Raw genomic sequence first — 19,678 nt, forward strand, 5'->3', positions numbered from 1 at the left:
CGGAAATCCGCCAAGGATGCGGGAAGGCAGTGGGCGGCGTGAGGCGGGGCCAGCTGCGGTTCGGACTGCTGGGGCCGCCTGTTCTCTACGACGTCCACGGCGAGGCGGGCGACTTCGGCGACGGCACGGATGCCTCCGGCGCTGCCGACGTCAAAGCCATCGGCAGCCCCAAGGTCCGCACCCTGCTCGCCGCTCTGCTCCTCGAAGCCGGCCGTGTCGTCTCCGTCGAGTCGCTCAAGGACGCGCTGTGGGGCGGGGCGCCGCCCGCGTCCGCGCAGGCCTCGCTGCACAACCATGTGGCCCGGCTGCGCAGGCTGCTCGACGACCCCGAGCGGCTGCGTGCGGTGCCGCCCGGTTACGTGCTGCGCGTCGAACAGGGCGAACTGGACGTGCATGTCTTCGAGCGTCATCTCGCCACGGCACGCGGTGCGTACGCCGCCCGCAACTGGGAGCGGGTGGTGCGCGAGTGCACGTCCGCGCTCGCCCTGTGGCGCGGCACCCCTCTGAACGGGCTCCCCGCCGAGCTGGGCGGATACGCCTTCGTCCAGCGCCTGAAGGAGGCGCGGCTGCTGCTTCTGGAGTGGCGTTACGACGCCGAGCTGGCCGTCGACGGTGCCCGACTGGACGGCCTCGTACCGGAGTTGTCCGCACTGGCCGCCGAGTATCCGCTCCGGGAGGCGTACCACCGTCAGCTGATGCTCGCCCTGCACCGCACCGGCCGCCAGGCCGAGGCCCTGGCCGTCCACCGGGACCTGCGCGCCCGCCTGGTGGAGGAACTGGGTGTGGAACCGGGCCCGGCGATGCAGGAGGCGCACGTCGAGGTGCTCGCCGCCACTGGGAGCCCCGGCGCCCCGCGCGAGGACGAGACCGCGTCCGGCGGCACGGACGCCTCCGCGCCCGCCCTCCCGCAGCCGCCCCGGCCCGCCCAACTGCCTCCTCCGCCCGCCCACTTCACCGGCCGCACCCCCGCTCTAGACGACCTCCGCACCGTCCTCGAGCCCGGTCGGACCCCTGCTGTTGCTGTCATCAGCGGCATGGCCGGCGTGGGCAAGAGCGCCCTCGCCCTGCAGGTCGCTCACACCCTGAGGGAACGTTTCCCCGACGGCCAGCTGTACATCAACCTGCACGGCGCCACCCCCGGCATGACCCCTCTCACGTCCGCCCAGGCCCTCAGCGCCCTGCTCCGGGACCTGGGTACCGAGCCCCGTCGCATCCCCGAACACCCGGATGCGGCCGCCGCGTTGCTGCGCTCCTTGCTGGCCCCGACCCGCACCCTTCTCCTCCTGGACGACGCCGCGCACGCCGCTCAGGTACGGCCGCTGCTGCCGGCAGGCGCCGGGTGCGCCGTGATCGTCACCAGCCGTTCGCCGCTGACCGCCCTGGACGGGGCCCGCCGCTTCCCGCTCACCCCTCTGAGCGGCGAGGAGAGCGCCGAGCTGCTGCGGGCGGTCTCCGGCCGCGACACCCTGGACGCGGCCCATCCCCTCGTCGAACTCACCGGCCGCCTTCCGCTCGCGCTGCGCATCGTCGCCGCCCGCCTCGCCGCGCGCCGAGCACTCACCCCCGAGGTGCTGGCCGGTCAACTCGCCGCAACGGAAGGCAGGTTGCACCACCTGGAGTACGACGACCTGAGCGTCCGCCGGTCCCTGGCCGTCGCCCACGACGCGCTCGCCGCCTCGGAGCGCGAGGCCGACCGGGACGCCGCCCGCGTGCTGCGCGGGATCGGCGCGCTCGACCTGCCCGCGTACGGCGCCCCGCTCCTCGCCCACCTGGTCGGCACCGACGAGCGCCGCACCGAGGCCGCGCTGGACCGGCTCGTCGACGTGGCCCTCCTGGAGGAGACGGCGTACGGCCGATACGCCCCGCACGACCTGGTCCGCGACTTCGCCCGCGAACTGGCCGCGGGCGCCAGTGACGTGGATGCCGCCCTGCCCTGGTACGCCGCCGTCGCCGAGCGCGCCCTCACCGCGATCGTCGAACCGGGCCTCGACCAGGACGACCGCCGCCGCCCGACCGCGGCCCAGCCGCCGGACCACGCGGCACACGTCGCCGCCCTTCCCACCTTCGAATCCGCCGGACAGGCCTTCGCCTGGGGCGACACGGAGCTGGTGAACATCGTCACGCTGGTCGAGCGGTACGCCGAGGACGCCGGTGCCGACGCCGACGTACAGGCCCTCAGGGCCGCCCGCATCTCTACGCTGATCCGCCTCTTCTTCCCGTACGTGCTGCGCAGTGGCCGCGTCGCCGAGATGGAGGTGCTCGGCGGGGCCGCCCTGCGCGTGGCCCGGCGGCTCGGTGACGAGTCCGCCGAGGCGTACGCGCTGGGCGACCTCGCCGCGCTGCACTTCCTGACCGGGCGGCAGAGCGAGGCCCTCGCCCTCAACGACCGGGCACTGACGATCTGGCGCCGGCTCGACCGCGTCTCCTGGATGCGCCGCTGCCTCAACAACCGCGGCCTGCTGCTCGAAGGCCTCGGCCGCTACGAGGAGTCCGGCCGGGCCCTGCGCCAGAGCCTGGAGTTCTCACGGCAGTTGAACGACCCGCACGGCGAGGCCGTGACCCACAGCCACCTCGGCAACCTCTACGAGCACACCGACCCGCGGGCCGCGATCGATCAGCACCGGCGGTCGCTCGCCATCGGCGACGAGATCGGCGCCGTGATCGTGCAGCACTCCGCGCACTGCAACATCGGCTACGCCCACCTCACCCTGGGCGAACCGGCTGCCGCCGTACCCCACTTCGAGGAGAGCCTGCGCATTCTCGGCGGCCACGGCGACTGGCACGGCGAGTCCCAGACCCGGCTCGGGCTGGTGCGGGCACTGCGCCTGCTCGGCCGTACGGAACGGGCCGGCGCCGAGTGTGCCGAACTGCTCCGCCGCGCGGATGCCCGCGCCGACCGCTACACGGGCGGTCTCGCCCGCCACCAGCACGGGCTTCTGCTGCGGGAGCGCGGGAGCACGGAGCAGGCGTACGAACAGTGGCGCGCGGCACTCGACGCCCTGGACGGAACGGACGAGAAGGCATTGGTGGCAGAGCTGAGGGAACTGCTGGCCGAGGCCGGCGCCCGGTGATCATTACCGCCCTAGCCTGCGGGCAATCGTGCCGCCTAGGGCGGCTCCCGACCCACAGAGAGCGGCACCCCGCCCAGCGCGGGCAAGCGAAACCCCCCTCCCCCCAGCACCGGTCACCGCTCACTTCGCATCCGCATAACACTCCACCACCGCCGTAGTGAACGGGAACCGCACAGGGGTCTCCCCGAACGTCAGCCGCCCCGCCAGCTCCGCCGCCTCCCGGATCGCCGTCACCACCGCTTCCGCCTCCCGCTCGGGACAGTGCACGATCACCTCGTCGTGCTGGAAGAAGACCAGCTCGGCCGCCATGTCCGCGCAGGTCTGCCGCAGTGCGGCGAGCACCAGCAGGGCCCAGTCGGCGGCGCTGCCCTGGACGACGAAGTTGCGGGCGAAGCGGCCGCGGGCGCGGGTGTTGGTGGAGGCGTAACCGGGCACCCACTCGGTCCCGGCGGGAGTCTCGGCCGGTTCGTCCTGGGGGATGCCCGCCTCCTCCGTCGCGTCCTCGCCCACCCCGGCCGCCGGCGGACAGGTCCGCCCCAGCCAGGTCCGCACGAGCCGCCCCTCCTCGCCAGCGCGCGCCGCGTCGTCGACGTACGCGACCGCCTTGGGGAAGCGGCGTCTGAGCGCGGCGAGGTTCTTCAGGCCGTCGCCGGAGGTCTGGCCGTAGACCGCGCCGAGGACGGCGAGCTTGGCCTGGGCGCGGTCGCCGGAGAAGGCCCGGTCGGAGACGGACTGGTAGAGGTCGCTCTCGCGCCCGGCCACCTCCATCAGCCCCGGGTCGCGGGAGATGGCGGCCAGCACGCGCGGCTCCATCTGGTCGGCGTCCGCGACGACCAGCCGCCAGCCGGGGTCGGCGATCACCGCGCGCCGGATGACCTTGGGGATCTGGAGGGCGCCGCCGCCATGGGTGACCCATCTGCCGGTGACGGTCCCGCCCGCGAGGAACTCGGGCCTGAACCGCCCGTCCCGCACCCAGTCCTGCAGCCAGGACCAGCCGTGGGCGACCCAGATGCGATACAGCTTCTTGTACTCGACCAGCGGCTTCACCGCCGGGTGGTCGACGGACTCGATCTCCCAGCGCCGGGTCGACTTCACCTTGATCCCGGCCTGCGCGAACGCCTTGATGACGTCCGCGGGCAGATCGGGCCGGACTCGGCGCCCGAAGGCGGCGGACACCTCGTCCGCGAGTTCGGCGAGGCGGCGGGGCTCGCCACCGCCCGCATAGCGCTCGCCGAGCAGTTCGTGCAGCACCCGGCGGTGCACCTCGGCGCTCCAGGGCAGCCCGGCGCGGTTCATCTCGGCGGCCACCAGCATCCCCGCCGACTCGGCCGCGGTCAGCAGCCGCATCCGGTCGGGGTGCGCGGTGGCGTCGTGCCGGCGCTGCTGCTCGGCGTACACCTCGGCGAGGTCGGGCAGCGGCACAGGGACGGTCTGCGGTTCGAAGAGCGGGGACTGCGCGCCGGGTTCGGCGGAGCGCAGGGGCGGGTCGGGCGGTACGGGGCCGCCGCGGAGCCGGGCCAGAGCGGCGGCCGCCGAGCGGGGCTCGCCGTACCGCCCCTCGTGGCCCAGCAGGAGGGTTTCGGCGTCCTCGATGTCGTAGCACCGCTCCACTCGCACCCCCGTGGCGAGCAGACGCGGATACACCTCGGCCGTGGAACGCCACACCCACCGCACGACCTCCGGCCGTCCCCGCACGGCCGTCGCGAGGTCGGGCTCCCACAGGACCGGTCCGGCGAGCAGCCCGTCCGGACCGAGGGGGGCGATCTCCACGCCACCGTCCTCGGCCGGAGCGAGCGCCCAGCGGTCGGTCATGGTTGCGAGTGTGGCAGGAGGGTCTGACAACGGCCTCCGGCTCTACTTGCCCCGGAGCTTCGGATGGCCCTCCAGCGCCTTGGCGATGTCGGCCTCCACGGGTTTCCTCTCGATGCCGAGATCCGCCAGCAGGCCGGTGCCGTGCTCGAACTCCAGGAGCGCGAGCAGGATGTGCTCGGTGCCGATGTAGTTGTGGCCCAGGCGCAGGGCCTCGCGGAAGGTGAGTTCCAGGACCTTCTTGGCGTCCGAGGCGTACGGGACGAGCTCTGGGACCTCCTCGGCGGCGGGCGGCAGCGCGGCGGTCGCCGCCTGCCGCACGGCGTCGAGAGTGATGCCTTGCGCGACGATCGCCTTGGCTGCGAGGCCCTCCGGTTCGACCGGCAGGCCGAGGACCAGGTGTGCGGGGAGGACCTCGGAGTTGCGCGCGTCCTTGGCGGCGTTGTGGGCCGCCATCACCACGTTGCGAGCACGCAGGGTGTACCGGCTGAAGCCCTGGCTCGGGTCGAGGCCGGCCGATTCCTTCGGCACGAACCGCTTCTGCGCGGCCTGCCGGGTGACCCCCATGCTCTGGCCGATGTCCGTCCAGGACGCTCCGGAACGCCGGGCCTGGTCGACGAAGTGGCCGATCAGGTGGTCCGCCACTTCGCCGAGGTGATCGGCAGCGATCACCGCGTCCTGGAGCTGGTCGAGGGGCGCGGCGTGGACCCGCTTGATCGCCGCGATCAGGTCGTCGAGACGTACGGATGACGTGATGCTCGGGTTCGTCGTCATGTGTCAACCGTAGGTTGACAGCAGGGTAACGTCAACCTTGGGTTGACAGTCGAACGGCCAATGCCGTGAACACCGTCCCGCTGAAGATGTTCAGCCCGCGCGCCACCCGCCGGCTCCGGCGCAGCAACGAGGAGAGCTTTCCGGAGAGCAGTCCGATCGAGCCGTCCACGCCCAACCCCATGACCGTGATCGTCAGCCCGAAGACCAGGAACTGTTCGCGCACGTGCCCCAGCCCGGGGTCCACGAACTGCGGCAGGAAGGCGACGTTGAAGAGGATCACCTTGGGGTTGAGCAGATTGGTGACTGCCCCCTGCCAGAAGGCCCGTCGCCGCCCGGGCCCCGCCGCCGCACCGTCCTCGACCGGCACCGCCCGGTCCCGGAAGGCCCTGACCGCGAGGTAGAGCAGATAGGCCGCACCCGCCCAGCGCAACAGGTGATACAGCGTCGGCAGGGCCAGGAACAGCGCCGACAGACCGAGCGCCGCGGCGACCGTGTGCACGAACATCGCGCAGGCCACGCCGCACGCGGCCAGCACTCCGGTCCTGGGCCCGCCCCGTCCGCCCATCGCCACGATGAACATCATGTCGGGGCCGGGAGTGATGCAGAGCGCGAAGGCGGCGACGAGGAATGCCGCGGACGAAGACATGTCCACCATCCGGCCATGCTTGAACCGGCAGCGGAGAGGAGCGAGCGAATTTCGGTGGGTGAGACGAGTCCGGGAAAACTCCATGTGGGGCGCACGGGGAGGGTGATTGACTCATCTGCCATGACCACGACCACGCTGACGACGAGCTCCTCCACGGCCCCTGCCCCTGCCTCAACACCCGCCCCCGTCAAGGACGTTCCCGCGGTCGTCGACGAGACGGCCCGGCTCCTCACCGAGCACTACGTCTTCCCGGAGGCCGCCGAGCAACTGGCCCTGCTGCTGCGCCGGCGCCTCGCGGAGGGGGCGTACGACGTGGAGAGCGCAGAGGAGCTGAGCGGCCTGGTCACCGCGGATCTGCAGTCCGTCAACGGCGATCTGCACCTGCGCCTCAAGTACCACCCCGAGCAGGTGCCGCAGGGCCAGGGCGAGGCTGCGGAAGCCGCGATGCGCCGCAAGTTCGACACCTCCCTGGGCGGCGTGCCCCGTGTCGAGTTGCTCTCGGGCGGCACCGCCCTCCTCGAACTGGCCCCCTTCCTCTTCCCGCTGTCCTGGTCGGCCGAGCCGCTCGCCGCGGCGCTCACCCTGGTCGCGCGAGCCGAAGCGCTCGTCCTGGACCTGCGGGGCAACGGCGGCGGCGACCCGGACACCGTCGCCTTCGTCTGCAGCTACCTCCTGGACGAGCGCACCCACCTCAACACCATGTACGCGCGCGTGGGCGACCGGCACGACCAGTCCTGGACCCTGCCGCACGTGCCCGGCGCCCGCTTCGGCGGCACCAAGCCGGTCTACGTCCTCGCCGGGCCCCACACCTTCTCCGCCGCGGAGGAACTGGCCTACGACCTCCAGCAGCTGGGCCGCGCGACCGTCGTGGGGGAGAGCACCCGCGGTGGCGCCCACCCGCGGGAGGGCTGGACGGTCCACCCGAACCTGGAGGCCACCATCCCGGTCGCCCGTGCCGTCAACCCGGTCTCCGGCACCAACTGGGAAGGCACCGGCGTCCTCCCCGACATCACGTGCCCGGCCTCGGACGCCCTCGACCGAGCCGTGGCCCTGATCGACGGCTGACCCGGCTGTCAGTGCCGCGTGGCACGATCGACGAGTGACCAGCACTCCGTCCAGCACCGTCGAACGCGCCTTCCAGGCCGCCCTGTACGCCGAGACCGATGCCGCCCTCGACACGGGCGCCTCCCTGCTGGCCGCAGACCCGGCGGCGGACGCCGAACTCGCCCGCCGCGGCCGGGAGTTCGTGGCGACGGCCTGGCGGCGTGGCTGGCAGCCCGCCGACGTGGTCCGGATCGTGCGCCGCGAGCTGGACGACGTACACGTAGGCCTGGCATCGGCGCTGATCCGGGCGCAGACCCCGTACGACGGGCCGCGCGGCCCCCGCTGGACCGCGCAGCTGGAGGAGCTCACCGCCGAAGCGGCCGAAACCGCCGGGGCCACCGGCACCCCACCCCGCACCGACCGCTTCTCGCACGCGACCGCCCTCCTGGAGCTGTACCGCCTGCTGCTGCGCCTGCCGGCCCTCGAACCGCTCGACGAGCCCACGCGGCGGCCCGGTTCCGCCCCCGGAGCCGGCCCGACCTCCGAGTCCCGCATGCTCACCCGCATCCGCGCGCTGCTCGCCAAGGCGGAGGCGACCGGGTTCCCGGACGAGGCGGAGGCGCTGTCCGCCAAGGCGCAGGAGCTGATGGCCCGGCACAGCATCGACGAGGCACTGCTCGCGGCCCGGGCGCCGTCCCCCGACGCCCCCGGCGCCTGCCGGATCGGCGTCGAGGCACCGTACGAGCAGGCCAAGGCGGTGCTGCTGGACGCGGTCGCCACCGCGAACCACTGCCGGGCCGTGTGGAACGAGCCGTTGGGCTTCTCCACCGTCGTCGGCTTCGAAGCCGACCTGGAGGCCGTCGAGCTCCTCTACACCTCGCTCCTCGTACAGGCCACGACGGCGATGACGAAGGCGGAGACCGCCCAGCGGGCCGGCGGCCGCAAGCGCACCAAGACCTTCCGGCAGTCCTTCCTCGCGGCCTACGCCCACCGCATAGGCACCCGCCTCGCGGCGGCCGCCGAGACGCAGGTGACCGACGACCTGCTCCCGGTACTGGCCTCCCGCGAGGTCGCGGTCACGGCCCACACGGACCACATGTTCCCCGAGACGACCACGACCCGCCTGCGCGGGGTGAGTGACGCGGCGGGGTGGACGGAGGGCGCGCAGGCAGCGGACCGCGCCCAGGTGGGTGCCCGGCCGCGGCTCCCGTGAGGTGCCCAGACGTCAGGGCCTGGCGGCCCTGAGCAGGCCGGGCGAACTCCGCTCCGGCTCGGCAGCGCCCCCAAGGCGCGCGGGGCCGGTCGGTGTGTGGCTCCGCCGCGGTGGGGGAACGGCCGACCGCGATGGTGCCGCAGACGGCCGACGGAGCATCATCGCCCCGCGGTCCGCGGCGGAGCCGCAGATCGGCACCACCGGTCGGAGCGCTCAGTCCCCGGTCTGCTGGGCTCAGTCCCCGGCCTGCTGGAAGGGCGTCACCGAGGCGTTCGGTTCGTTCGCGTCGCCCTTGAGGGCGACGTCGCCGTACGACCACTTGAAGCTGTGGTCGGCGGTGGAGCCGGGCAGGGTGAACTTCACCGTCTTCACCGGGAGGCTCTTCTTGCCGCCCGCCTCGCCCCGGACGTACGTGATCGTGAAGGAGGTCGACGCGTCCTTGGTGAGGGTCAGTTTCTGGGCCTTCGCGGCCTTGGTGGCGAGGACGGTGCTCGAGACGTTGCCCGCGTAGAGGTCGACACCCGGGAAGCCGTTCAGGGTGCACTTGGAGCCGCGGTTGGTGAGCGTGACGGTGACGTTGCCGGAGTCCCCGGCGGACGGTGCGGCGCTCGCCGCTACCTGCACGCCGACGGCGTCGAGCGTGCAGGCGCCGCCGGCCTTGTTCTTGTCGGTGGAGCTGCTGTCACCGCCGCTGCTGTCGCAGGCGGTCAGCAGGAGCGCCGCAGCGAGAGCGGCGACGGTGATCGGGGTGGCGCGCATGTGGATCCTCTGGTGCTCTGCTGGTGCTCGGCGGCGCGATGCCGGTGATCGCGTGCATGGATCATCACGCACGATCCCCTGCAGCGGTTGCCCGCCCTGCCGGACTACTGACCGAGGTTCGCCGTCGGCAGCCCCGACGGCAGGGTCCCGCCCTCCGTCTTGGTGTACGTCTCCTTGCCCACGGTGCCCGACCAGGTGATCTTCAGCGAGTTCTTGGACACGGAGTCGACCATCCCCGTCGCCCGCTCCTTGCCGCCCTTGGTGCAGGTGAGGTGGATCATCTGCATCCCGGCCTCCTTGCCCGCGGTCCCGCTGCACACGGACCCACCGGTCGAGAAGAGCCCGGCCTGCTTGCCGTTGATCACCAGGGCGACGGCCTTGCCGCCGGTCGTGGCGAGCCAGCTGCCCTGCAGAGTGTCGGACGCGCTCGTCGTCCCGCTGGTGCCGCCGCCCGTGTCCGCGGTGGAGGCAGCGGAGGAGGAAGGGCCGGCCGAGGAGTCGTCCTTGGAGTCGCCGCCGCTGCTGCACGCGGTGAGCACGAGCGCACCCGCCAGCCCCGCGGCGGCGGCCGCGATCCGCAGCTGCCGGCGCGACACCGTGCGGGCCGGACGCGTGAAGGTCGCCGAAGTCACTGGTAGCTCCCAAGCAGTAGCAACGAGCAGGGGCAAGGCATGGCGGGTGGGCCGGGCCGTACGGCCCGAACGCCCGCAGCAAGCTACCAGGGACGGCCGTCCGGCCCATGAGGAGCGGCTGTGAGATTCACCGGGCCCACCCGTGTTCCTCGGGCCCACTCGTGCTTCCCGGGCCCACCCGTGTTCCTCGGGCCCACTCGTGCTTCCCGAGCCCACCCGCGTTCCCCGGACCCCCGGACCCACCCGCGCTCACCAGGACGACTTGCGCACCCCCGGCAGGTACCCGGCATGCGCCTGCCCCCGCAATGAGACCCGTGACAGCCCGAACGCCCGGAAGTACCCCCGCGGCCGCCCGTCCACCTGGTCCCGGTTGCGTACGCGTGTCGCGCTGGCGTCGCGCGGCTGGCGTCGCAACTCCCGCTGGGCGGCGAGTCGTTCCTCCTCCGTCGACGACGGCCGCCGGATGATCTCCTTGAGCTCGGCGCGCCGCTCGGCGTACCGGGCGACGATCTCCTGCCGCTGCTCGTTCTTCGCGATCTTGCTCTTCTTCGCCATCAGACCCGCACCCCCCGAGCACGGATCCGCGCTACGGCCGTCTCGACGCCGATCGCGTCGACCGTCTTGATCCCCTTCGTGCTCAGTCGCAGCCGTACGTACCGGCCCTCGCTCGGCAGCCAGTACCGCTTGCTCTGGATGTTGGGGTCGAAACGGCGGGAGGTCCGCCGGTGGGAACGGGAGATGCGGTTGCCGAAGCCGGGCTGTGCCCCGGTCAGCATGCAGTGCGCGGACATGGGTGACGTACCTCTCCTGAAGTGAGCGCCGAAGCGATGTCGCTAATGGAATTCATTTTCAGTAAGGTACCACCATGGCTCGCAACGAACTCCGGCCGGTCATCAAACTCCGCTCCACCGCGGGGACCGGCTACACCTACGTGACCCGCAAGAACCGCCGCAACGACCCCGACCGCATGACCCTGCGCAAGTACGACCCGGTCGCCGGCCGCCACGTCGACTTCCGAGAGGAGCGCTGAACCAACGCCATGCGCAACGGAATCCACCCGGCCTACGGTCCCGTCGTCTTCCGCGACCGTGCCGCGAACCACGCCTTCCTCACCCGCTCCACGATGAGCAGCGACAGGACGATCGAGTGGGAGGACGGCCACACCTACCCCGTCGTGGACGTCGAGATCTCGAACGTCAGCCACCCCTTCTACACCGGCACCGCCCGTGTCCTGGACACCGCCGGCCGTGTGGAGCGCTTCGAGCGCCGGTTCGGGAAGCGGGGCCGAGCGTGAGCCTGTCGGTGGTGATCGTCGGCGGGCTGCACGCCGACGCCCGCAAGGCGGCCGTCGCCCGACTGCTGGCCGACGTCCCCGGCAGCGTCGTACTCCATCACGACCTCGCCACGGCCGCGGCGGGCACGGTCGTACGGACGATCCGCGACGCGAGCGGCCTCGTGTCGGCCGGTGAGGCGCCCCTGGTCAACGATTGCGCGTGCTGTGCGCTCAGGGAGGACCTCGTCCCCGAGCTGCGCCGGCTCGCGGACTCGGGGGACACCCGCCTCGCCGTCGTCGAGCTGTGGGACTCCGTCGAGCCCAAGGCCATGGCCGAGGTGGTCGTGGCCGGAGGCCTGACCGTCACCGGCGTGATCACCGCCCTGGACCCGGCGCTCGTCCTGCCCTACCTCGGCAACGGCGACGACCTCGCCGACGGCGGCCTCGCAGCGGCGGCCACGGACCAGCGGACGGTCGCGGACACCTTCGCCCGCCAGCTGGAGTACGCCCCGATTCTTGCCGTCACCGAATCCGAGGAGGCCGACGAGGAGGACCGTGAGCTGCTTGCCCAGCTCCACCCGACGGCCCGTCAGGTCGTCATCGGCCCCGGTGACCTGGCGGTGGCCGCCTTCGCAGGCTTCGACGTCGAGGCGGCGGCCGCCGCCCAGCACCCGGCCTGTGCCCTCCTCCCCGCCGAGGCCGACGCGCACGGCGTCTCCACCCTCGTCTGGCACCGCAGCCGCCCCTTCCACCCAGAGCGGCTGTATGCGGCCCTGGAGGATCTGACCTGCGCCGCCGCGCGCAGCCGGGGCCGGTTCTGGCTCGCCGACAAGCCGGACACGCTGCTCCACTGGGACGCGGCGGGCGGGGCCCTGTGCGTGGAGAGCGTGGGGCCGTGGCTGGCCTCGCTCCCCGATGCCGCCTGGGACATGGTCCCGCCCGTGCGCCGCGCCGCCGCCGCGCTGGACTGGCATCCCGAGCACGGCGACTGCTGCCAGCACCTCGTCTTCACCTCACCCGGCCTCGACCGCGACGGACTCGAAGGCCTGCTGGAGTCCTGCCTGTTGACCGACGCCGAATACGCCGCCGGGCGCGCCGCCTGGAAGCGGCTGCCGCCCGCCTTCGACACCCTCCTGGAGGTCTGACCCGCATGGCCCGCAAGCCCGACCGCAACCCCGCCAAGTCCCGCCCCAACCCGCTGGACACGGCCGGAATCACGTACATCGACTACAAGGACACCGACCTGCTGCGGAAGTTCATCTCCGACCGCGGCAAGATCCGCAGCCGCCGGGTCACTCGAGTGACGGCCCAGCAGCAGCGACTGCTCGCCCGCGCGATCAAGAACGCCCGGGAGATGGCACTGTTGCCGTACGTCGGCCGCTGACGCTTCGCCACGGCACCGTCCCCAGGGGGCTCTGCCCCCTGGACCCCCGATCGGCCTGAACGGCCTCGTCCTCACACGCCGGACGGCTGAATGACGCCGGTCGAGCACTTGAAGATGGAACAAGAAGGCCGCGATACGCGTCTCTCCCTAGTGCACGAGGGTTTTGGCTCCGGCGCATGTCATGTGGGCTCCGGGGCATGCGCTGGAACGGATGCCACACCCCGTACGTCACAGCTGTAACCACAGAACCACCCCGCGTGCACGTGCATCTGCTCATGCATCCGCACGTGAACACGGCTATGATCCGGACCAGTTGACCACTGCATCACTGGCCCCAAAGCCACCGCACCACCGGGAGCGACCTGTGGACCACGACGTGTACAACGGCATGGCGGCCACGGAGTTGGACGGTGTGGCCTGGCAGAAGAGCCGGCACAGCAACTCGCAGGGCTCCTGCGTGGAGTTCGCCCGCCTGCCCGGCGGGGAGGTTGCCGTGCGCAACTCGCGCTTCCCCGACGGTCCGGCGCTCGTCTACACGCGCGCGGAGATCGAGGCGATGCTCCTGGGCATCAAGGACGGCGAGTTCGACCACCTGATAGCGGGCTGACACCCGTTCAACCCCGGGTGCAACTCGGGGCAATCGGTGTCTTACGTGCAGTAACGCGCGTAGAACCCCGGCGTCATACGGCGCCGGGGTGCGCTATTCGGAGGGCAGCGGCTGGGGCGCGTGCGGCAGCTGGAACAGTGCCCAGACGACCTTGCCGCCGAGCGTGCCCGCCATCGGGTGCCAGCCCCAGCTGTCGGCGAAGGAGTCGACCAGGAACAGGCCGCGGCCCGACTCCGCCGAGAAGTCGTCCGCCTCGCGCGGGGCCGGGGTCGCGTGGCTCGGGTCGCGCACCGCGCACACCAGCCGCGCCGTCCAGCGCATCAGGTGCAGCCGCACGGGCGGGCTCTGCTCGGCGGTGCACAGGGTGCCGGCCGGCAGGCCGTGCCGCAGCGAGTTGGTGACCAGCTCGGAGACGACCAGACAGACGTCGTCGAAACGGTCGCCTATGTCCCACTGGTCGAGCGTTCTGCGGGTGAACAGCCTTGCCTCGCGCACCGCTTCGTAGCGGGCGGGCAGAGCGCAGGAGGCGGCGTTGGACACGGCCGCGGGGTCCAGCGGCGGAAGGCCCTGCCGTAACGGCTCGAGCATGGTCGATCCATTCGTCCCCATGCGAGGCACTCCCGAGGAATTCGCGGTCGTTGCGTTGCGATGCAGCGGTTGCGCGAGACCATGGTCTTGGATGCGCGGTGCAGATGCAAGGTGCAGATGCACGTGCACGCGACCGAATTGGACCCTCCCGTACCGCTTGTTGGCCATTTTTTCCGCCATCTTCTCTCCCGCTGCTTGCCAACTCCTTCCCTCTTCCTGTGCAGAATCTTTGGGTTCTTTCCTTCTCTGTAATCGGACGAGTACTGCTCGGAGTGATTTAGTGGCAGACTTCGGCCCCTGAAGGCGTTGGGGAGGCTGGCGAACGTGAGCGTGGGAGAGCCCGGATCGGTGGTGCGGCGCATGCTGCTCGGCTCGCAACTCAGGCGGCTGCGCGAGGCGCGCGGCATCACTCGCGAGGCGGCGGGCTACTCGATCCGCGCGTCCGAGTCGAAGATCAGCCGGATGGAGCTGGGCCGGGTGAGCTTCAAGACGCGTGATGTGGAAGACCTGTTGACGCTGTACGGCATCACGGACGAGCAGGAGCGCACCTCGCTGCTCTCCCTCGCCCGGGAGGCCAACGTGGCGGGCTGGTGGCACAGTTACTCGGACGTACTGCCGACCTGGTTCCCCACCTATGTGGGCCTGGAGGGCGCGGCGCACCTGATCCGGGCGTACGAGGTGCAGTTCGTGCACGGCCTGCTGCAGACCGAGGCGTATGCACGTGCAGTCGTACGGCGCGGCATGAAGGGCGCCAGCAAGGCCGACATCGACAAGCGTGTGGCGCTGCGTCTGGAGCGGCAGAAGCACCTCGCCTCCGCGGGCGGCCCCGACTTCCACATCGTCCTGGACGAGGCCGCGCTGCGCCGCCCGTACGGCGACCGCGAGGTGATGCGGGGCCAGCTCCAGCATCTGATCGAGGTGTCCGAACGCCCCAACGTACGGCTGCAGATCATGCCGTTCAGCTTCGGCGGCCACTCCGGCGAGAGCGGCGCGTTCACGATCCTCAGCTTCGCGGAGTCCGACCTGTCGGACGTCGTCTATCTGGAGCAGCTCACCAGCGCGCTCTACCTGGACAAGCACGAGGACGTCGTCCAGTACGAGAGGGCGCTCAAGGAACTCCAGCAGGACAGCCCCGGACCGGACGAAAGCCGCGATCTCCTACGGGGTCTCCTTCAGCTCTCCTGAGGCTCTCCGAGGGTTCTCCCCATAAGTTCGCTCACAGTCCCCAACTCACTTGAGACGCCAGTACGATGACGCGTGATCAGACCGTGACATCGATCGTGTGTCTGCTAGTGATTTGGGGATCACATGTCGTCCTACTTCACCGACCTGGCCCAGCAGTACATCGACGGTGAGTGGCGCCCGGGCACCGGCTCCTGGGACATCATCGACTTCAACCCGTACGACGGCGAGAAGCTGGCGTCGATCACCATAGCCACGGTCGACGAGGTCGACGAGGCGTACCAGGCGGCGGCTCGCGCCCAGAAGCAGTGGGCCGCGACCAACCCGTACGCGCGCCGGGCGATCCTGGAGAAGGCCCTCGGACTGATCGAGGAACGCGAGCAGGAGATCACCGAGGTGATCATCGCCGAGCTCGGCGGCACCCGTCTGAAGGCCGGCTTCGAGCTGCACCTTGCCAAGGAGTTCCTGCGCGAGTCCATCCAGTGGGCCCTGCGCCCCGAGGGCAAGATCCTCCCCTCGCCGGTGGACGGCAAGGAGAACCGCCTCTACCGCGTCCCGGTCGGCGTCGTGGGCGTCATCAGCCCCTTCAACTTCCCCTTCCTGCTGTCGATCAAGTCGGTCGCCCCGGCCCTCGCGCTCGGCAACGGCGTGGTGCTGAAGCCGCACCAGAACACCCCGATCACCGGCGGCTCCCTGGTCGCGAAGATCTTCGAGGACGCCGGGCTGCCCGGCGGTCTGCTCAACGTCGTCATCACGGACATCGCGGAGATCGGCGACGCCTTCATCGAGCACCCGGTCCCCAAGGTCATCTCCTTCACCGGTTCCGACAAGGTCGGCCGCCATGTGGCCACCGTCTGCGCCTCGCACTTCAAGCGCTCGGTCCTCGAACTCGGCGGCAACAGCGCGATCGTGGTCCTCGACGACGCCGACATCGACTACGCGGTCGACGCGGCGGTCTTCAGCCGCTACGTCCACCAGGGCCAGGTCTGCATGGCCGCGAACCGGGTGCTGGTGGACCGTACGATCGCCGACGAGTTCACGGAGAAGTTCGTCGCCAAGGTGAAGACCCTGAAGGTCGGCGACCCGAGCGACCCACAGACGGTCATCGGCCCGGTGATCAACTCCTCGCAGGCGGACTCCCTTTCGGCCACCGTCGAGCAGGCCATCGCCGAGGGCGCGACCGCCCTGGTGCACGGCACGACCACCGACAACCTCGTCGAGCCCTCCGTCCTCACCGGCGTCCCCGCCGACTCGGCCCTGCTGCGGCAGGAGGTCTTCGGCCCGGTCGCCTTCCTCATCCCCTTCGACGGCGAGGAGGAGGCCGTACGCCTCGTCAACGACACGCCGTACGGCCTGAGCGGCGCCGTCCACACGGGCGACATCGAGCGGGGTGTCTCCTTCGCCAAGCAGATCGACACCGGCATGTTCCATGTGAACGACGGCACCGTCCACGACGAGCCCCTCGTCCCCTTCGGCGGCGAGAAGAGCTCCGGCGTCGGCCGCCTGAACGGCGAGACGACGATCGACTCCTTCACCACGCTGAAGTGGATCTCGGTGCAGCACGGGCGGAGCGGGTTCCCCTTCTGACTTCCTGAGTGCGTCATCGCAGCGGGCCATTGAGGACAGAATCTGACCTCAATGGCCCGTAGCTTCGTCGGTGTCAGGCAGGGGGACGGACTCCCTGCCACCGGCGAAAGGCGGCGGTCATGGTCACTCACGTTCCCGCAGAGGCTCAGGGAGACGAGCGCGGAGCACTGCTCTCGTTCATCGAGGAACAGCGCGGCGGCATCCGGCGCGCGCTGCTCGGACTGACCGAGGAGCAGGCCGCGAGCAGGCCCAGCGCCAGCGAGCTGTCCCTCTCCGGTCTGCTCAAGCACGTCGTCGAGGTCGAGCAGGGCTGGATCGCCCGCGCCAAGCAGGAGCCGCCGGCCATCAAGCGGGACGAGACCAACTGGCACGAGACCTTCCAGCTCGTCGACGGTGAGACCGTCGAGTCCCAGCTCGCCTACTGGGAGAAGGTCGCCGCCGAGACGGAGGCGTACATCCGCTCGGTGCCGAGCCTCGACGACACCTTCCCGCTCCCGAACGACCCCTGGTTCCCGCCGGAGGGCCGCGTCTCGGTGCGCTGGCTGTGTCTGCACCTGATCCGCGAGACGGCCCGGCACGCGGGTCACGCCGACATCATCCGCGAATCCCTGGACGGAAAGACGGCGTTCGAACTGGTCGCCCTGGAGCAAGCGGGCTGAGCCTTGACAATAAGCTGGGCGGCATGTCCGCGATCCGTCTCCTCGTGCTCGGCGCGGTCCGCCAGCACGGGCGGGCCCACGGCTACCAGGTGCGCAACGACCTGGAGTACTGGGGCGCGCACGAGTGGTCCAACGCCAAGCCCGGCTCGATCTACCACGCGCTCAAACAGATGGCGAAGCAAGGGCTGCTGCACGCGCACGAGATTGCGCCGTCCACGGCCGGCGGCCCGCCGCGCACGGAGTACGAGATCACCGACCGGGGCACCGAGGAGTACTTCCGGCTGCTGCGCGAGGCGCTGACCTCGTACGACCAGAAGATGGACGTGAAGTCGGCGGCCATCGGCTTCATCGTCGACCTGACGCGCGCCGAGGCGGCAGCGCTCCTCAAGGAGCGGATCCGGCGGATCGAGGAGTGGCGGGGGGCCGTCACCGAGCACTACATCCCGGAGGACGGCCCCGAACAGCTCGGCCACATCGGCGAGATCATGAACCTCTGGGTCCACACGGCCGACGCCGAGGCCGAGTGGACCCAGGGGCTGATCGGGCGGATCGAGAGCGGGGCGTACACGTTCGCGGGCGAGGGCGCGCCGTTCGTCGGAGTCCTCGTCGAGGGTGAGGAGAACCCGTACGCGACGGGGGAGCGGCATCCGGAGGATGACCGCTAATCAAGTTTGACCAATGAGATTGGTGGCGTTACTTTCGATAGGTAGTCAAGTTTGACTAGAGGGGAGTTGCAGTGGCTGACGCGGCGATCACCGTCGACGGGGCACGCAAGAAGTACGGCGACAAACATGCACTGGACGGGCTCGGCCTCACGGTCGCCCGCGGCACCGTGCACGGAGTCCTGGGCCCGAACGGCGCGGGCAAGACGACCCTGGTCCGAATCCTGTCCACCCTGCTGCGGCCCGATGCGGGCCGGATCGAGGTGGCCGGGCACGACGTCGTGACCGAGGCCCGGGCCGTGCGCCTGCGCATCGGCCTGCTCGGCCAGCACGCGGCTCTCGACGAGGAGCTGGGCGGCCGCCAGAACCTGGAGATGTTCGGCCGTCTGTACCACCTGGGCGCCCGCCACGCGCGCGTGCGTGCCGGTGAACTCCTGGAGCGCTTCGCCCTCGCCGACGCGGGCCGCAAGCCGGTGCGCGCCTACAGCGGCGGTATGCGACGGCGCCTGGACCTGGCGGCTGCCCTGGTCCGGGACCCGGAGGTGCTGTTCCTGGACGAGCCGACGACCGGCCTCGACCCCCGGGGCCGCGCCGAGGTGTGGGCCGCGGTCCGCTCCCTGGTCGGCGGCGGTACGACGGTCCTGCTCACCACCCAGTACCTGGAGGAGGCCGACCAGCTCGCCGACCGCATCTCGGTCGTCGAGGCCGGCCGGGTGATCGCCGACGGCACGGCGGACGAGCTCAAGGCGCAGACGGGCGGCGACCGCATCGACGTCGTCCTGCGCGACGCTGGCCAACTGGGCGCAGCGGTCGCCCTGCTGCCCGTCCCGAAGGCCGAGATCTCGGTCGACACCGACCGCCGCCTGCTCAGCGCCCCGGTGACGGACCGCATGGCGGCCCTCTCCGGTGTCGTACGCGCCCTGGAGGAGGCCGGCGTCGAGGCGGAGGACATCGCCCTGCGTCGCCCGACGCTGGACGAGGTGTTCCTGCACCTCACCGGCGACCAGCGGGTGAAGGAGGCGGCGTGAGCGCCTACGCCCTGACCGACTCCTGGACCATGACCCGCCGCGAACTCGCCCACTGGGCACGGCAGCCGGGCCGCCTCCTCGTCGGGCTGGTCTTCCCGGTGATGCTGCTGCTGATGTTCGCCTACCTGATCGGCGGCGGCCGGGGGGTGACCGGCCAGTACCGCGACTACCTGGTGCCCGGCATGCTCGCGCTCACCATGGCCTTCGGCCTGGAGGGCACGATGCTCGCCGTCACTCAGGATCTCGAGAAGGGCGTGATCGACCGCTTCCGCTCGCTGCCGATGGCCAACGGTGCGGTCCTGGTGGGCCGTTCGGCTGCCGACATGCTCCAGTCGGCGCTGGGACTGGCGATCCTGATCGGCGTCGGGTACGCGCTCGGCTGGCGTGTGCACGGATCCCCGGCGGAATTCCTTGGCGCCGTAGGCCTGTTGCTGCTGCTCCGCTTCGCCATGCTGTGGATCGGCATCCATCTGGCGATGGTCGCAGGGAAGCCGGAGCTGGTGCAGGCCGTGCAGATCCTGGTCTGGCCGGTGGGCTTCCTGTCCAACGCCCTTGCCACTCCGAAGTCCATGCCCGGCTGGCTGGGCACGGCCGTCGAGTGGAACCCGATGTCCCAGACCGCGACGGCCGTACGGGACCTGCTCGGCGGCCCCGGCGGGGAGCCGGGGCACGTGTGGGCGGCCGTCGTATGGCCGTTGGGTCTGCTCGCGGTGTTCTTCCCGCTGGCGGTGCGGAGGTTCGCGCGCCTGAGCAGCTAGTG

At 71.1% G+C, this 19,678-nt stretch carries 22 protein-coding genes; 14 read left to right on the forward strand and 8 right to left on the reverse strand.

Annotation, left to right across the window (positions count from 1 at the left end):
* The first annotated feature begins 38 nt into the window (after positions 1-38).
* Positions 39-3,071: an AfsR/SARP family transcriptional regulator gene (locus EDD92_RS26415; RefSeq protein ID WP_123970559.1), complete on the forward strand. Its 3,033-nt coding sequence runs from the start codon at positions 39-41 to the stop codon at positions 3,069-3,071.
* Between the two features lie 120 nt (positions 3,072-3,191).
* On the opposite strand, the gene EDD92_RS26420 is transcribed toward EDD92_RS26415, so the two are convergent.
* Genes EDD92_RS26420 through EDD92_RS26430 form a run of 3 tightly spaced genes read right to left on the reverse strand, consistent with a single transcriptional unit; the run spans position 3,192 to position 6,309 of the window.
* Entirely contained in the window at positions 3,192-4,883 is a 1,692-nt protein-coding gene (locus tag EDD92_RS26420) for a bifunctional 3'-5' exonuclease/DNA polymerase (RefSeq protein ID WP_123966593.1), read from the reverse strand.
* A 42-nt stretch (positions 4,884-4,925) separates the two neighbouring features.
* On the reverse strand, positions 4,926-5,654 hold the full coding sequence (locus EDD92_RS26425; RefSeq protein ID WP_123966595.1) for a Clp protease N-terminal domain-containing protein: 729 nt from the start codon (positions 5,652-5,654) through the stop codon (positions 4,926-4,928).
* Between the two features lie 31 nt (positions 5,655-5,685).
* The gene (locus EDD92_RS26430) at positions 5,686-6,309 is read right to left on the reverse strand and encodes a LysE family translocator (RefSeq protein ID WP_123966597.1); all 624 of its coding nucleotides are present in this window, start codon (positions 6,307-6,309) and stop codon (positions 5,686-5,688) included.
* Positions 6,310-6,420: 111 nt separating this feature from the next.
* Here EDD92_RS26430 and EDD92_RS26435 point away from each other — a divergent pair, with 111 nt between their 5' ends.
* Together EDD92_RS26435 and EDD92_RS26440 are read left to right on the forward strand one after the other, a co-directional pair.
* Complete coding sequence (locus EDD92_RS26435) at positions 6,421-7,365, forward strand: S41 family peptidase (RefSeq protein WP_123966599.1); 945 nt, start codon at positions 6,421-6,423, stop codon at positions 7,363-7,365.
* A 34-nt stretch (positions 7,366-7,399) separates the two neighbouring features.
* Entirely contained in the window at positions 7,400-8,557 is a 1,158-nt protein-coding gene (locus EDD92_RS26440) for a DUF2786 domain-containing protein (protein WP_123966601.1), read from the forward strand.
* 234 nt (positions 8,558-8,791) lie between these two features.
* On the opposite strand, the gene EDD92_RS26445 is transcribed toward EDD92_RS26440, so the two are convergent.
* The 4 genes from EDD92_RS26445 to rpmB all read right to left on the reverse strand — a co-directional run bounded on the left by EDD92_RS26445 (position 8,792) and on the right by rpmB (position 10,739).
* A complete protein-coding gene (locus EDD92_RS26445; protein ID WP_123966603.1) occupies positions 8,792-9,316 on the reverse strand; it encodes a DUF4232 domain-containing protein in 525 nt (174 codons plus the stop codon).
* A 104-nt stretch (positions 9,317-9,420) separates the two neighbouring features.
* Positions 9,421-9,948, reverse strand: coding sequence for a hypothetical protein (locus tag EDD92_RS26450; protein WP_123966606.1), 528 nt, complete (start codon positions 9,946-9,948; stop codon positions 9,421-9,423).
* 249 nt (positions 9,949-10,197) lie between these two features.
* Positions 10,198-10,503: a 30S ribosomal protein S14 gene (gene rpsN / locus EDD92_RS26455; protein ID WP_123966609.1), complete on the reverse strand. Its 306-nt coding sequence runs from the start codon at positions 10,501-10,503 to the stop codon at positions 10,198-10,200.
* A complete protein-coding gene (rpmB, locus tag EDD92_RS26460; RefSeq protein ID WP_123966611.1) occupies positions 10,503-10,739 on the reverse strand; it encodes a 50S ribosomal protein L28 in 237 nt (78 codons plus the stop codon). The genes rpsN and rpmB overlap by 1 nt, the downstream gene beginning before the upstream one ends.
* A gap of 74 nt (positions 10,740-10,813) precedes the next feature.
* Between rpmB and rpmG the strand changes: the two genes are divergently transcribed.
* The 5 genes from rpmG (at position 10,814) to EDD92_RS26485 (ending at position 13,212) form a co-directional block, all read left to right on the forward strand.
* The gene (gene rpmG, locus EDD92_RS26465) at positions 10,814-10,978 is read left to right on the forward strand and encodes a 50S ribosomal protein L33 (protein WP_030573688.1); all 165 of its coding nucleotides are present in this window, start codon (positions 10,814-10,816) and stop codon (positions 10,976-10,978) included.
* A 9-nt stretch (positions 10,979-10,987) separates the two neighbouring features.
* Positions 10,988-11,242, forward strand: a complete 255-nt coding sequence (locus EDD92_RS26470) for a type B 50S ribosomal protein L31 (RefSeq protein ID WP_123966613.1) — start codon at positions 10,988-10,990, stop codon at positions 11,240-11,242.
* Entirely contained in the window at positions 11,239-12,366 is a 1,128-nt protein-coding gene (locus EDD92_RS26475; protein WP_123966615.1) for a GTP-binding protein, read from the forward strand. Before EDD92_RS26470 ends, EDD92_RS26475 begins: the two co-directional genes overlap by 4 nt.
* Positions 12,367-12,371: 5 nt before the next feature.
* The gene (rpsR, locus tag EDD92_RS26480; RefSeq protein WP_123966617.1) at positions 12,372-12,605 is read left to right on the forward strand and encodes a 30S ribosomal protein S18; all 234 of its coding nucleotides are present in this window, start codon (positions 12,372-12,374) and stop codon (positions 12,603-12,605) included.
* A gap of 388 nt (positions 12,606-12,993) precedes the next feature.
* Positions 12,994-13,212, forward strand: a complete 219-nt coding sequence (locus EDD92_RS26485) for a DUF397 domain-containing protein (protein ID WP_123970560.1) — start codon at positions 12,994-12,996, stop codon at positions 13,210-13,212.
* Between the two features lie 93 nt (positions 13,213-13,305).
* Here the strand turns inward: EDD92_RS26485 and EDD92_RS26490 are convergent, their stop codons facing one another.
* Entirely contained in the window at positions 13,306-13,800 is a 495-nt protein-coding gene (locus EDD92_RS26490; RefSeq protein WP_123966618.1) for an ATP-binding protein, read from the reverse strand.
* Between the two features lie 360 nt (positions 13,801-14,160).
* On the opposite strand from EDD92_RS26490, the gene EDD92_RS26495 reads away from it, so the two are divergent.
* The 6 genes from EDD92_RS26495 (at position 14,161) to EDD92_RS26520 (ending at position 19,676) form a co-directional block, all read left to right on the forward strand.
* On the forward strand, positions 14,161-14,985 hold the full coding sequence (locus EDD92_RS26495) for a helix-turn-helix transcriptional regulator (protein ID WP_123970561.1): 825 nt from the start codon (positions 14,161-14,163) through the stop codon (positions 14,983-14,985).
* A gap of 123 nt (positions 14,986-15,108) precedes the next feature.
* Positions 15,109-16,569 carry an aldehyde dehydrogenase family protein gene (locus EDD92_RS26500; protein WP_123966619.1) on the forward strand — a complete coding sequence of 487 codons (1,461 nt, stop codon included), beginning with the start codon at positions 15,109-15,111 and terminating at the stop codon, positions 16,567-16,569.
* A gap of 119 nt (positions 16,570-16,688) precedes the next feature.
* The gene (locus EDD92_RS26505) at positions 16,689-17,228 is read left to right on the forward strand and encodes a DinB family protein (protein ID WP_123966620.1); all 540 of its coding nucleotides are present in this window, start codon (positions 16,689-16,691) and stop codon (positions 17,226-17,228) included.
* Between the two features lie 23 nt (positions 17,229-17,251).
* A complete protein-coding gene (locus EDD92_RS26510) occupies positions 17,252-17,893 on the forward strand; it encodes a PadR family transcriptional regulator (RefSeq protein WP_123966621.1) in 642 nt (213 codons plus the stop codon).
* A gap of 71 nt (positions 17,894-17,964) precedes the next feature.
* Entirely contained in the window at positions 17,965-18,918 is a 954-nt protein-coding gene (locus EDD92_RS26515; RefSeq protein ID WP_123966623.1) for an ATP-binding cassette domain-containing protein, read from the forward strand.
* On the forward strand, positions 18,915-19,676 hold the full coding sequence (locus EDD92_RS26520) for an ABC transporter permease (protein ID WP_185124135.1): 762 nt from the start codon (positions 18,915-18,917) through the stop codon (positions 19,674-19,676). The genes EDD92_RS26515 and EDD92_RS26520 overlap by 4 nt, the downstream gene beginning before the upstream one ends.
* Positions 19,677-19,678 lie beyond the last annotated feature (2 nt).

It is taken from the genome of Streptomyces sp. TLI_185 (assembly GCF_003814765.1).
Taxonomy (GTDB): Bacteria; Actinomycetota; Actinomycetes; order Streptomycetales; family Streptomycetaceae; genus Streptomyces.